The following is a 12,550-nucleotide window of genomic DNA, read 5'->3' as shown; positions in this document are numbered from 1 at the left end:
TTTTCATCACCTCCTGCCCTTTCCTCCCCTTCCTCCCCTGCCATGCCTCCTTGGAGGCCTCTGCCCCCTCTGCGGGGCCTGTGGGGCCTCCTTCCTCTTGGGCGGCGAGGCGTATACCTTCTTTATCTCAGCTATCCTCTGCTGAAGCTCAGAGTTAAGCCTGTCCCCTATGAACCTTCCGCTGAAGGCATCAACCTTAGCGGCTATTGCGAGCTTTGCAGCTAGGGCCCTGGCTATCTTACCCCTCTGCCACTTTGGGGCCCTGAATATCTCCGGGTACTGGAATATTATCCCATGCTTTGGCGGCCTGCCGCCAGTCCTAAGGGCCCTAAAGAGGGCCTTCTCTGCGCCTAAAACCTGGATAGTGCTGGCCGGCATCGTGGCTAGCCTGTCAAGGCCCCCTGCAAGGCTTATTAGCCTAGCGCCGAGCAGGGGCCCTACCAGCTCCGTTATGTTCGGGGCCACCTCCTTCATTACCCTGTTCACGTAGCCTTCCAGCTGATCCCTAAGGTCGTAGAGCTGAAGTATGATGCCTGCGAAGGTCTTTATTGCCTCCAAGTCGTGCTCTGAGAGGTCAGCCCCTATGCTCCTCTTCGCGGCGCTGGCTATCTTCTCGGCCAGCTGGGGTGGGACGCGAAGGTCCTTCAGCCTGTCCTCTGTGAAGTTCTCCCTGTCGCCCAGTTCAGCGACGAGCTTGACGTAGAGCCTGTGATCTTCCACTATGTCATTAAGTTCAGGGAAGTTGACGCTGTACCACTCCCTCAGCCTGTTTACAAACAAGTTCACGGTCTTATCTATGTCATCTATGGTCCTTATGGAGTGGGCTGCCAGAAGGTCACGCTTCTTGGCCGCCCCCATGAGGCCCCTTCTTGTGAACTCGAAGGCCACGTTGAGCTCAAAGGCGGGGGCCTCCGAGTCGCTCTTTATGAGTTCTGACTCTATCAGGAGCTGGGGAATTCTGGACCTCACGGACAGGGCTACCTGGTTGCCCTCGCTGACAGTAGCTCTAAGCCCCTGCTGGTTCAGGTACTTGGCCTCCTCCTCGCTCTCCACTATCACCTCCTCGGGGCTGAGCTGCTTAACCTTGTCGGCAAGCTTGATGAAGGCTTCGCTCAGCTCCCCCCTAGATATTTTAATGGCCTCGGCCACCAGGTCGTCAAAAGACTTTGGCAGAGGCTCAAAGGCCAGCTCCTTGCCGCTCTCGTCAACTGCATAGCTACCCGCTATAGTGTCAACGATGTAAATCTTCAACCCCTTCACCGCTCCTGGCTAACGTCTGATAAGAGAAGATTATAACCTTAAACGAGCCCTTTGCCTGCAGCTCTTGCATGGCCGCTAACCGCTTCTACTACAAAAACATTATCAGGGCCGAGCTGAGGACATTGAAGACAGGAAGGAAGGACGGCAGCTCATGTGCCTGAGCCGAAGTAGTCCAGAAGCAGCCATTAACAGGTAACGGGTCGAGGCCTCAGAGGAAAGGTTTTAACTAGCAAGCGGAGCTTTCACAGCGGTGAGAACGCTTGCCTACGCACGGATCAATGACTAAGGCTGGCAAGGTTAGGAAGGCGACGCCCAAGATAGAGCCCAAGCACAAGAAGAACCAGCCGCCAAGGATTAAAAATAAGGTGGAGTTCGTCAGGAGGGTGCTTAAGGCCGCCCAGCAGACGGCCTCCTCAAGGGCAGCGAGCTGAGCCCCACCACTTTCTTTTGCTTATTATTTAACCCTGAGCTCACCCACAGCTCGCGGTGAGGCGTATTTCCAACGAGAGCGGACCCTACTACGGCTACACGGGCATAGCAGCGAAGAAGCTGGTTGAGGCCTCAGCGAGGCCAGGAGATGTAGTTGAGGTCGCAAGGTCCGACGGGTCCAGGCTTATGGGAACCCTGATGCCCAAGAGCGAGTTCTCCGCGCCTGACATAGTGGTGCTTAAGCTTGACAATGGCTATAACGTGGGCATAAGAATTGACGAAGGCGCCAAGGTCAGAGTTGTCGAGGGAGGGTCGCTGACGACCCATCCAGGCGAGCCGGTGAGCCTCTCTGAGGAGGAGGTCAGGCCCCCCGCTGAAAGGGTCTTTGTGCTGGGCACCGGCGGCACTATAGCGAGCAGGGTTGACTATGAGACTGGGGCGGTGAACCCGTACATGGACTCCAAGGAACTGGCGGCATCCGTGCCTGAGATGTTTAAGTACGCCACCGTTGACTCTGTTCAGTTCATGTCTATATTCAGCGAGGACATGACTCCAAGGAACTGGCAAGCCATAGCCGAGGAGGTCGCCAGGTACTTTGAGAAGGGGTACTCCGGCGTAGTAGTAGCGCATGGAACAGACACCATGGCATACACGGCGGCAGCCCTTTCGTTTGTCTTTCACAGGGGGCTGCCAGGGCCTGTGGCGTTAGTTGGAGCCCAGAGGAGCAGCGACAGGCCCAGCAGCGACGCAGCGTTCAATCTTACGTCGGCCGTCCTCGTGGCGTCAAGGGCGCCCTTCGGGGAGGTGTGCGTGGTGATGCACGGCGAGACCGGCGACTCGTACGCGTTGGCCCACAGGGGGACAAAGGTGAGGAAGATGCACACGAGCAGGAGGGACGCCTTCCAGTCTGTAAATGACGTGCCCCTTGCCAAGGTGTGGCCCTACGAGGGTAAGATAGAGATGCTCAAGGAGGACTACAGGCGCAGGTCGAGGGAGCTCAGGCCTGAGAACGGCTTCGACGACAAGGTAGCGCTAATAAAGTTCTTCCCAGGCATGACGAGCGACCTGATAGACTTCCTTGTGGACAGGGGCTACCATGGAATAGTGATAGAGGGCACGGGCTTCGGCCACGTAGCCAACGCGCTCATACCCTCCGTGCAGAGGGCCGTGGAGGAGGGAATACCTGTTGTTATAACTAGCCAGACGCTCTTCGGCAGGGTTAACCTTAACGTCTATAGCACGGGAAGGCGCATGCTCCAGGCCGGAGTCATACCCGCGGAGGACATGCTGCCGGAGACCGCCTACGTAAAGCTTTCCTGGGCGCTTCACAGAACCAGGGACCTGGGAGAGGTCAGGAGGCTGATGTTGACCAACTTGGCCGGCGAGATAAATCCGAGACATGAACTTAAGCTGTTCCCGAGGTGGTACCATGACAGGGAATGAAGAGCTTGACTACGAGGCGCTGGGGCTCAAGGTAGGCCTTGAGATCCACCAGCAGCTTAAGACGAGGACTAAGCTGTTCTGCAGCTGCCCAGCCGAGCTGACTGAAGAGAACGCCCCCGAGAGCTTTACCAGGAGACTCAGGCCGACCCGCAGCGAGACTGGGGACGTTGACATAGCCGCGCTCTTTGAGTACAGGAAAGGTAGGGTCTACAGGTACGAGGCGCCTAGGGGGCACTACTGCCTGGTCGAGTCTGACGAGGAGCCGCCACACCCGATAAACAGGGATGCGGTGGCCATAGCTATAGCCATCGCTAAGGCGCTCGGGTCAACCATTGTGGACGAAGTCCACGTCATGAGAAAGATAGTGATAGATGGCAGTAACACGAGCGGCTTCCAGAGGACTGCAATAGTGGCGCTGGGAGGCAAGATAACTGTCAATGGTAAGGACTACGGCATACAGACTATAGTCGTCGAGGAGGACGCCGCCAGGAAGGTCGGCGAGAACGGGCCTGAGACATCATACAGGCTTGACAGGCTCGGGATACCGCTCATAGAGATCTCCACGGCCCCTGACATGCACACGCCCTCTGAGGCCAGGGACGTGGCCCTCGCTATAGGCATGCTGCTCCGCATGACTGGCGCCGTCAGGAGAGGCCTTGGAACCATAAGGCAGGACCTTAACGTCAGTATAGCGGGAGGCGCCAAGACCGAGATCAAGGGAGTTCAGACCCTGGAGCTCATAGACAAGATAGTCAAGTATGAGGTCATGAGGCAGGTCAACCTGCTCAAGATAAGGGATGAAATGGTAAGGAGGGGCATAACTAAGGAGCTCATAAGGATGGAGCCAGTGGACGTGACTGACGTATTCAGGAGCACCAAGAGCAAGGTGATTGCCAAGGCCATAAGCGAGGGCGGCCGCGTCCTGGCTATAAAGCTTCCCAGGATGAAGGGCCTGCTCGGCACCTACGTACAGCCCGGCAGGAGGTTTGGCACAGAGATAGCGGACTACGTCAGGTTCTGGGCCAACGTGCAGGGCCTGTTCCACAGCGACGAGCTGCCCAACTACGGCATAACGCAGGAGGAGGTTAACGCCGTCCACAAGGCCCTGGGGGCTGACCCAGGCGTAGACGCCTTCGCCATGGTGGCGGAGAGGGAGGACAGGGCGCTCAGGGCCCTCTCCGTTATAGTGGACAGGGTCAGGCAGGCGCTCGACGGCGTCCCAGAGGAGACCAGGGCAGCCAACGAGGACGGCACAACTAAATACATGAGGCCAAGGCCTGGCAGGGAGAGGATGTATCCCGAGACGGACATACCTCCGCTGAGGGTGACGCCTGACATACTGGCTGAGGCCGAGAAGCTGGTGCCGGAGCCCCCCGAGGCCAAGGTGAGGCGCTTCGTTGAAAAGTACGGCATGAGTAGGGAGCTTGCGGAGAAGGTGGTCTCAGACCCCAGGCTGCCTATAATAGAGGAGATGATATACACCTATGGCTCCTCGGTGCAGCCAACGCTGATAGCCTCGATATTCGTAACCATAATGAAGGGCCTGAGGGGCAAGGGCGTTGACGTGGACTCCATAGACGAGAGCAGGCTTGAGAGCCTCATAAGGCTCCTAGCTGACGGCAAGATAGCCAAGGAAGCCATCGAGCCCATACTTACTAAGATGTCTGAGGACCCCAAGATAACGGCTGAGGAGGCGGCTAAGCAGCTAGGACTCATTGGCATGAGCAGGGAGGAGGCCGAGGCCGTGATAGACAAGATAATTGCTGAGAACATGGAGCTCATAAAGCAGAAGGGCGAGGCCTCATTCAGCACGCTGATGGGTAAAGCCATGGGGGTCCTCAGGGGTAAAGTAGACGGTAAGACCGTTTCAGATATTCTGAGGTCAAAGCTAAGGCAGCTGGCCTCCTCGAGCTAAACGCCACTAGGGCACGACGAGTAGAGCGAGGCCGCATACTCCAACAAGTCCCTGACCTTCCCCTCCGCCGCGTTTATTTCATAAGCACCTTCCCTTAGCGTCATAAGCGGCCACTGCTTTCCCGTCTCGTCGTCTACAATAACAAGTAGCGGCTGCCCCTCCGTCTGCGACCTAAGCATCGCTTCACTTCTCATAGAATTAGCCATAAGTGAGGGCGGGTCCCTGTAGTCTATAGCAACAGCAACGCCCTTGACCTTGATGTCACCTGAGTCAGCCACATGATAGTTGGGCTCTTTCGAGCCTGAGGGACAGCCGTCGACCCAGTCGTGCGATGTTATCTGAAGCCATCTTATCGGAGGCTTTTCGCTGCTTATGAGGGACCCCACGCCGACGGCTAGCCTGACTGGGCCTGAGGCCGTGCTCACGCTGACGATAGACGGCGACGTGACTAACACAGCGCCGCTGGCCAGGGCCCAGTCCCTTAACGACATCAGCTCCTGCCTGCTCAGCGTGAAGATGTTGGCGAACTCCACGAGGTACATACCAATGTCAACTCTTGGCAAGGCGTCCACCTGGTAATTCTAGCTTAGAGGTTCGTAGACAGGTGAAAAAGCTTCAATAGAGCATTAGCCTTAATAGGGGCGCCTCAACATACTGCGAGTTGGGCTGATAGGGACGGGTGTAAAGCTTTACATAGCTATCACGATCATCTCAGCCCTGCTTGGAGTCTTCACATTCTCATCAGTGCTGGTGCTCTCAGGCATCTTCAGGTGGCCCTCCCTTGTGCCGCCACTTGTTGGGGCCTTCACCGCCGCACTCTCCTTCGTGTTCCTCAGGAGAGCCTCGAGGGAGTTCGAAACCTGGCTTAGCAATATAATCTCAGTCGCCGTAGGCTCTGGCGAGGACGAAGGGGATTACGGAGGCGGCGAGGGCATGGAAGATAACGACAGCGATGAAGAGTATGATAATGAAGACGTATTCCTCGTGTACTACTTAGTATCAAACATAGCTAGGGAGGTCTACGGTCGCCTTAAATCCATAGAGATGGTGGCGTTCACCGACGACTTGGTGCTCTTCTACCCAGAACCCTTCGAGCTAGGCTCTGAGGGCGAGGACGAAGGGGACTACTACAGTGATGCGGACCTGGATGAGCCGGATGAGCCGGAGGCCGAGCTGCTTGATGGGGATAAGCTTGTAGTTAAGTTGCCAGCTAAACACTTCGCCCAGCTAGTCAAAGTCGTCCAGGGAGGGGATGGGGAGGTGGCCGTTGTGAACAACGAGGAGGAGCTCAGGAGTCTCTACAGGGTAGCTAAGGCCATAGCTGAGGCCGACATAAACGACGAGGGCCTGGCCTCGTACAGCGCCTACAAGGCCCTGCTAAAAATGATTAGGAGCTCCAGGCTCAGCGTCCCTGAACAGCTCAAGGACCTCATGCCGTTTGAGAGCAGGGACCTCAGGAGGAGGGTAAAGGAGCAGGTCATGGAGGAGGGCATGATCTGAGGGATCAGGTCCTCTGCCCTGTCATGCCTGGGTAAAAGCCCTGAGGGTACAGCGGGTAACCCATGTAAGCCTGCCCTGGGTACTGGGGCGCCATATAGTAGGGCTGCTGGGGCTGCATGAATGCCCTCTCGTACTCCCTCCTGACGTCCTCGTCCAGCAGGTGAAGGTACACCTGTGTGATCCTTATGTCGCTGTGGCCCAGCAGCCTCTGAAGCACGGGAAGGCTCATCCCCCTCCTCAGCGCCTCGGTCGCGAACGTGTGCCTGAGCACGTGAGGCCTCACCTTGCTGACGTCTATGCCAGCCCTCCTCGCAAGCGACTTCACCCTATCATATATGGCCTGATAGCTCAGCTTTACCACCCTCTCGTTGGGCCCCCCTGGCGGCAGCACTGAAAGCACCGACCTCGCCACCTGGCCAAGCACCACAAGCCTCTCCTTGCCATACTTTCCTCTAACCCTGGCCTCGCCCTTGGCTAGGTCTATGTCGCCCCACGTCAAGTTGACCACCTCCCTCGCCCTTAGCCCTGACTCAGCCATCAGGGAAAGTATGAGCAAGTCGTAGAGGTCCCTGGCCTTAGACATCATGGCCTCAACCTCCTTCCAGCTCAGGGCCCCGCTGAACTCAGACCTACGTTGGGGCTCTGCCGGGAGGCCTGAGATGCCGAGCCACTGGAGGAACCTCCTGACAAAGATTGTGTAGTAGTGAACAGTCGAACTCCACCTACCTCCCCGTGGTCCCACGGGGCCCTTGGACCTCATCTCTGAAAGCCATGAAAGGTAGTCTGCCTGGGATAGCTGGGAGACAGGCCTTGAAGGACCCACGTGAGACGCGAAGGACTGCAGCGCTGCCCTATAGGACTTTAGCGTCAGCTTTGAGGCCCCGGAGGCCTCCAGCGCGCTAAGGAAGCTTTCAACAGCGTCAGCGACGCTCTTCGAAAGAACCTCTGGCTGAGGCTGCTGAATTCTTCTGGCAGGCAAACTTAGCGCTCACCTGAGATCAAGTAGCGGGCAGGGCCAGCTAGGGGTTCAGAGCCAGTGATACCACAGTTTCGCGAAGTGCCATAGCACTTACGCCAGGGCCCCTCCCTCCCTGCGTAGCTAAGCTATCACAATGAATTTACAGCCCATAGTTCAAGGGCGCGGTGGTGATTAACATGCTAAGGTGCCCTTACTGCGGCTCTGAGAGGCTTGCCTGGAGCGAGGAGACCGGACACCTGGTGTGTCAGGACTGCGGAGCGATAATAGAGAACTTAATAGACGACAGGCCTCCGCGGTTTAGCGAAGACGCGCAGAGGGTAGTTGAGGGCTCTCCCCCCAGGGGGCCGCTTGAGGTGGCCCTTGAGAGGGCCTCAGCTAAGGCTGTGAGCAGGGGCAAGTTCATTGAGGTTATAAACGGCGCTATAAAGTTTAGGTCGCCCGCCACCAGGCACGACGCTGAGGCCTCGGAGGCCCTCAAGGTAATAGATGGGTTCCCCGAGCTTAAGTCAAGAACTGAGAGGGTTAAGGTGGGCTTAGCCGTCTACGCTACCCTTAAGGCGCTCGGGGTGAGCTCCTCGAGGGCTCTGTCTGAGGCCGCCAGGAGGTCAGGGGCCTCGCCTAAGTCCATAGAAAGCGCTGTGAGGAGGCACAGGGCCGCCTTCATGATGTACGAGGAACTCGTGAGGGAGAGGCTCCTGGGCCCAGAGCGCAAATAAGCATGGGCTCCGCCAGAATCAAGGGTCAACTGTTGCCGGATCCGGCAGCCATAGCTAAGAGGATACACGTGCCCTCTTACAGCGAAGTGCTGCAGAGAATTAAGAACAGGTACCCCCATAACGTCAACGCCTACGAGAGGGAAAGGAGGTCCCTGGACCTGGTTAAAGACGTGATAGTGGGCAAGACGGAGCCTGTGATGCAGCTAAGGTCGCTGCTCAGGGGGCTCCACCCGTTCTACTTGAGGCTCCTCAGTATAAGCTTTGACATGGAACAGGTCAACAGGGATATAGAGTGCGTCGTGAAGGCCAGGACGGTGGCCCAGAGAATGTGGCAGAGCTACAGGTACAGGCTGCTCGCCGCCGAAAGCGAAGGCGAGGCGAGGGCCATAGGCAGGGAAGCCCGGGGAAGGATGATGTCTCAGCTTAAGAAGTGCTCCCACGGCCTTGAGAGGCTCAGGGAGGTAGTCAAGTTCCTCGCTGGACTGCCTGGCATAGACGTGAGCAAACAGATAGTTATAGTGTCTGGACCTCCTAACGCGGGCAAGTCCACGTTCCTGTCGTCGGTATCAAGGGCAAGGCCTGAGATAGCCCCCTACCCATTCACAACTAAGAACGTTATAGTGGGGCACGCTAACGTTGATGGAGTCGAAGTGCAAGTAATTGACACCCCAGGGCTACTTGACAGGGATCCCTCTCAGATGAACGAAGTCGAGCTGAGGGCGGTGGCGGCTCTCCAGGAGCTTCCAGGGCCTGTCCTCTACCTCGTGGACCCGACGCCGGAGGCCCCCCTGGACCTTGAGTCCCAGGTTAGCCTCCTCTCCAGAATTAGGGCGATGTTAGGCGGTAGCCGTAGGGTCCTTGTGGTAATTAACAAGGTGGACGCAGTTGATTCCAACAGGCTTAACCTAGTGGAGAGCACCCTCCTGAAGTCTGGCATCACAGAGCACATGAAGATTTCAGCGCTGGATAAGGAGGCGTGCCTTGAGGCCCTTAGAGCGGTTCTGAAACCTAAACCATAGGCTTCCATTGTAGGTGACTGCCCAGGAAGGCGGCAACAAAATAAGGTGAGGTTGACCTAGGCTAAAACTTCAAGTTGACAAGGGCTTAGATCCAGCCCCTCAGCTTCATAGCCCTTACGACCTTGTCAACAGCTATGGCCTGCGCGGCCGTCCTCATGCTGTAGGCCCCTCCGAGGCCTCCGAGCTTCTGCTCCCAGTAGTTCCAGACCGCGTTAAAGTTGTCAGTCATCTTCTGCATCAGCTTGTTCTTGGCCTCCTCCTCAGTTATCCACCCACCCATCCTGTTGTTGACCCACTCTATGTGGCTCATCACTACTCCTCCTGAGTTGGCCAGTATGTCAGGCACTATGACGACCTGCTTCTTAACAAGTATCTGCTCCGCCTCAGGCGACGTTGGCCCGTTGGCTCCCTCGACTATGAGCTTGGCCTTTACGTTGTTTGCGTTACTCGCATTTATGACGTTCTCCACGGCAGCAGGGACCAGTATGTCAACGTTGCTTGTCAGCAGTTCGTCATTGGTAATCTTCCTCTCAACGTCAGGGTAGTCAATGACAAAGCCGGAGCCCTTCTTAGTTATGTACTCCCTGACCGCGTCAGGGTCAAAGCCCTTGCTGTTATATATGCCTCCCTTTATGTCTGATATCGCAACTACCTTTGCGCCCATCTCCTTGAGGAACTTGGCAGTGTAGTAGCCCACGTTGCCGAACCCCTGTATGGCAACGGTCCTGCCCTCTATGCCACCCCAGAGCTTCTTAGCCGCGGCCTGGGCAACGGTGGCCACGCCGAGGCCCGTCGAGTATATCCTGGTCTCAAGGCCCCCGAGCTCCAGGGGCTTACCAGTAACGACGCCCAGCTGCTTCAGCCCAGTCCTTGACTCATAGGCGTCCAGGAACCAGGCCATGGTCTGGGGGTTGGTGTTAACGTCCGGGGCAGGTATGTCAAGGTCGACGCCCACAAAGGGTGATATTGCTGAGAAGTAGTTCTTAGAGAGCTGCATGAGCTCATACTGGTTAAGCTGGAATGGGTCAACCTGTATACCGCCCTTAGCGCCTCCGTAGGGGAGACCTGCCAGCGAGTTCTTCCAGGTCATCCACATGGCCAGAGCCATTACCTCGCTCAGGTTGGTCTCAGGGCTGTACCTGACCCCTCCCTTGTAGGGGCCAAGGGCGCTGTTGTGCTGAACCCTCCAGCCTATGAAGACCTTGACGCTCCCGTCCCTCATGACCACAGGTATCTTGACCTGTACAATTCTTTCGGGCGTGGCCAGCATGTCGTAGACTTCCTTGCTCAGGCCCAGTATGCTGGCCGTGACCTCCAGCTGCTTCTTGGCTTCTTCATAAGGGTCAAGCCTTACGGCCAACTCAAATGCACCTCGCATGTATACAGAGCTGTTTCACAAGATATATAAATTCTTGCTAAAATAGTCTAAGAGTTATTCTTATAGGCTTTAAAAGAAATAGACGGCTATTTTAAATTAAGTATTAACGGGAAGCGGCGGAGCCCCTCCTTAGCCAGCCCACGACCGCCAGCAACAGCACTACTACTGCTGCGACCTCCATTACCGCTGACCACTGCGATACTGCAGCAGGGCTCATGTGAACCCTGAGCGCCGAGTTAAAGGCCCTGAGCTCTATTCCTACAGCTCCAAGGACCATAGACCAAAGGACTGCGACCACAAGCCCGCTTACGTCGACGTTGCCAACCTTTAGCTCAATTGAGGAGAGCTGCCTTATTGTCTTAACTCTCCTGGCGGCCGCGCTGCTCATGGCAACATATGCGTAGTAGCCGGCTATGGTGCCAGGTATGAAGCCTACTGTGAAGACGAGCCCAAAGAGGCTCAGGGCCGCGAGGCCGCTCCAGAAGCCGCCGACGCTGCAGCCCTGAGCCATCCTGGCGCCTATCGCTAGTATGACGCCTCCCAGGAAAGCTATTGCCATCTCAGCCGCGGCGTTCGTGTTCCTCGCTGGGAGCCTGATCGAGAACGTCCCCCTCCAAATGGCTGACACCATGGCGCCGGAGAGTATCATCAGTATAAAGAAGGTGAACACGCTGGCTATGCCCACTGTCTGGAACCAATTGTTTGGCATTGACGCGGAGCCGAGGACGCCGCCAAAGGGGGCCGTCAAATACTCCCCGAGGAGGCCAACAGGTGTCGTCACGCCGAGGTAGTTGAAGTCCCTGCCAGCCAGGAACACAAATGAGGCCACCATGAAGAGGCCGAACACTGTTCCAAGGAGATACGGCGAGCTCCAAATCTTTCCCCGTTCGCCGCCGGTCCAGGCTAGCCTGTTATGCCTGAGCCATAGGGCGGCGGCCATAATTCCAGCGAAGAATATAACGCCAGTGAGGGCGGCGGCCGCCCTGAGCGACAGGAAGCTGTCAAGAAGGTTCGGCACATAGTTCTGGGGGGCCCCGTTCATTATGCTGAGTGAGGTGTCGTGGTGCCACCACCAGTTAAGGTTGAGCCCGTCAAATACTGGGAAGGCAAATATAACAGTGCCCGCTATCATGCCCGCTATTTCGAGCCAGTTGACCAGGTAGCCCTGGCCGGCCTTCCACAGCATGCCCACCATGCAGCCCTGGCCAAGCATTATGCCGAAGCCAAATATGAATGAGCCTAACAGGGTGTACCAGCCCGCCCCCGGCACCTTGAAATAGGCGTCCACTGCAGGAACAAGCCCCGAGGCCACTAGGAGCCCTGTGAGGAGCGAGGAGACCGCCACCCCTACGAGGATCATCTCATAGACTTTGCTGTACTTAACTCCCATTACCTGATGGGTCGCAACTACTATGCAGTACGTGGTCCTCTCGGCCAGGACTCCAAAGAGGAAGCCCAGGACTGCGTAGAAAGCAGCGTCAACCCAGGGGTTCACCTTAAACAGCGGAACACCTGCCAACCGTTCCCACCAATTCTCATTTTAGAGAAAACGACCTAAAAGCGTTCTCTTTTTAGAAAAACGGGGACGCTATATGGCAAAATTTTTATAGAGAGAATTCCCTTCTCTAATATGAGAGTGGAAGCATGAGTGAGGCCAGAAAGGTCCTTGTAGACGCTAGGGGGCTCTCGTGCCCAGGCCCCATAACTGAGATAGTTAAGGCCTACAGGAATCTAAAGAACGGAGACACCATAGAGATCTGGGCCACGGATCCCGGCTTCAAGCCTGACGTGGAGGCCTGGGTTAAGAGGACGGGAAACCAGCTGGTCGAGGTTAGAGAGGAGAAGGACAAAATAGTGGCCGTGATAAAGGTCACCGCTAAAAAATAACTTGTAACCATTTTACTTTTTCTT

12 protein-coding genes are annotated in these 12,550 nt (G+C 56.5%); 7 read left to right on the top strand and 5 right to left on the bottom strand.

All coding sequences use genetic code 11. The annotated features are described in order from the left end of the window. Positions 1 to 6: 6 nt before the first annotated feature. Complete coding sequence (locus tag ASAC_RS06660) at positions 7 to 1,260, bottom strand: SnoRNA-binding protein (RefSeq protein ID WP_013267230.1); 1,254 nt, start codon at positions 1,258 to 1,260, stop codon at positions 7 to 9. A 260-nt stretch (positions 1,261 to 1,520) separates the two neighbouring features. Between ASAC_RS06660 and ASAC_RS06655 the strand changes: the two genes are divergently transcribed. The 3 genes from ASAC_RS06655 to gatE all read left to right on the top strand — a co-directional run bounded on the left by ASAC_RS06655 (position 1,521) and on the right by gatE (position 5,047). Continuing rightward, a complete protein-coding gene (locus ASAC_RS06655) occupies positions 1,521 to 1,691 on the top strand; it encodes a 30S ribosomal protein S30e (protein WP_048812877.1) in 171 nt (56 codons plus the stop codon). Positions 1,692 to 1,794: 103 nt separating this feature from the next. Next, a complete protein-coding gene (gatD, locus tag ASAC_RS06650; RefSeq protein ID WP_048813039.1) occupies positions 1,795 to 3,132 on the top strand; it encodes a Glu-tRNA(Gln) amidotransferase subunit GatD in 1,338 nt (445 codons plus the stop codon). Further along, on the top strand, positions 3,119 to 5,047 hold the full coding sequence (gatE, locus tag ASAC_RS06645; protein ID WP_013267227.1) for a Glu-tRNA(Gln) amidotransferase subunit GatE: 1,929 nt from the start codon (positions 3,119 to 3,121) through the stop codon (positions 5,045 to 5,047). The genes gatD and gatE overlap by 14 nt, the downstream gene beginning before the upstream one ends. Here gatE and ASAC_RS06640 read toward each other — a convergent pair. Continuing rightward, entirely contained in the window at positions 5,044 to 5,610 is a 567-nt protein-coding gene (locus ASAC_RS06640; protein ID WP_148217200.1) for a hypothetical protein, read from the bottom strand. The two genes, gatE and ASAC_RS06640, sit on opposite strands and share 4 nt — an antisense overlap. Positions 5,611 to 5,797: 187 nt before the next feature. On the opposite strand from ASAC_RS06640, the gene ASAC_RS06635 reads away from it, so the two are divergent. After that, complete coding sequence (locus tag ASAC_RS06635) at positions 5,798 to 6,547, top strand: hypothetical protein (RefSeq protein WP_148217199.1); 750 nt, start codon at positions 5,798 to 5,800, stop codon at positions 6,545 to 6,547. Between the two features lie 4 nt (positions 6,548 to 6,551). Here ASAC_RS06635 and ASAC_RS06630 read toward each other — a convergent pair whose 3' ends face one another. Further along, complete coding sequence (locus ASAC_RS06630; RefSeq protein WP_013267224.1) at positions 6,552 to 7,526, bottom strand: tyrosine-type recombinase/integrase; 975 nt, start codon at positions 7,524 to 7,526, stop codon at positions 6,552 to 6,554. 176 nt (positions 7,527 to 7,702) lie between these two features. Between ASAC_RS06630 and ASAC_RS06625 the strand changes: the two genes are divergently transcribed. Next, positions 7,703 to 8,242, top strand: coding sequence for a TFIIB-type zinc ribbon-containing protein (locus ASAC_RS06625; RefSeq protein ID WP_148217198.1), 540 nt, complete (start codon positions 7,703 to 7,705; stop codon positions 8,240 to 8,242). A 32-nt stretch (positions 8,243 to 8,274) separates the two neighbouring features. Then, a complete protein-coding gene (locus ASAC_RS06620; RefSeq protein ID WP_158303800.1) occupies positions 8,275 to 9,261 on the top strand; it encodes a GTPase in 987 nt (328 codons plus the stop codon). Positions 9,262 to 9,346: 85 nt separating this feature from the next. Here the strand turns inward: ASAC_RS06620 and ASAC_RS06615 are convergent, their stop codons facing one another. Together ASAC_RS06615 and ASAC_RS06610 are read right to left on the bottom strand one after the other, a co-directional pair. Next, positions 9,347 to 10,621, bottom strand: coding sequence for a Glu/Leu/Phe/Val family dehydrogenase (locus ASAC_RS06615; RefSeq protein WP_013267221.1), 1,275 nt, complete (start codon positions 10,619 to 10,621; stop codon positions 9,347 to 9,349). A gap of 121 nt (positions 10,622 to 10,742) precedes the next feature. Then, entirely contained in the window at positions 10,743 to 12,158 is a 1,416-nt protein-coding gene (locus ASAC_RS06610) for a YeeE/YedE thiosulfate transporter family protein (protein WP_013267220.1), read from the bottom strand. A gap of 125 nt (positions 12,159 to 12,283) precedes the next feature. Between ASAC_RS06610 and ASAC_RS06605 the strand changes: the two genes are divergently transcribed. Continuing rightward, positions 12,284 to 12,526: a sulfurtransferase TusA family protein gene (locus ASAC_RS06605; protein ID WP_013267219.1), complete on the top strand. Its 243-nt coding sequence runs from the start codon at positions 12,284 to 12,286 to the stop codon at positions 12,524 to 12,526. The last annotated feature ends 24 nt before the right edge of the window (positions 12,527 to 12,550 follow it).

It is taken from the genome of Acidilobus saccharovorans 345-15, from assembly GCF_000144915.1.
In the GTDB taxonomy this organism is placed as follows: domain Archaea; phylum Thermoproteota; class Thermoprotei_A; order Sulfolobales; family Acidilobaceae; genus Acidilobus; species Acidilobus saccharovorans.
The sequence above is the reverse complement of the archived record's forward strand: the minus strand, read 5'-3'. Positions and strand labels throughout refer to the sequence as shown.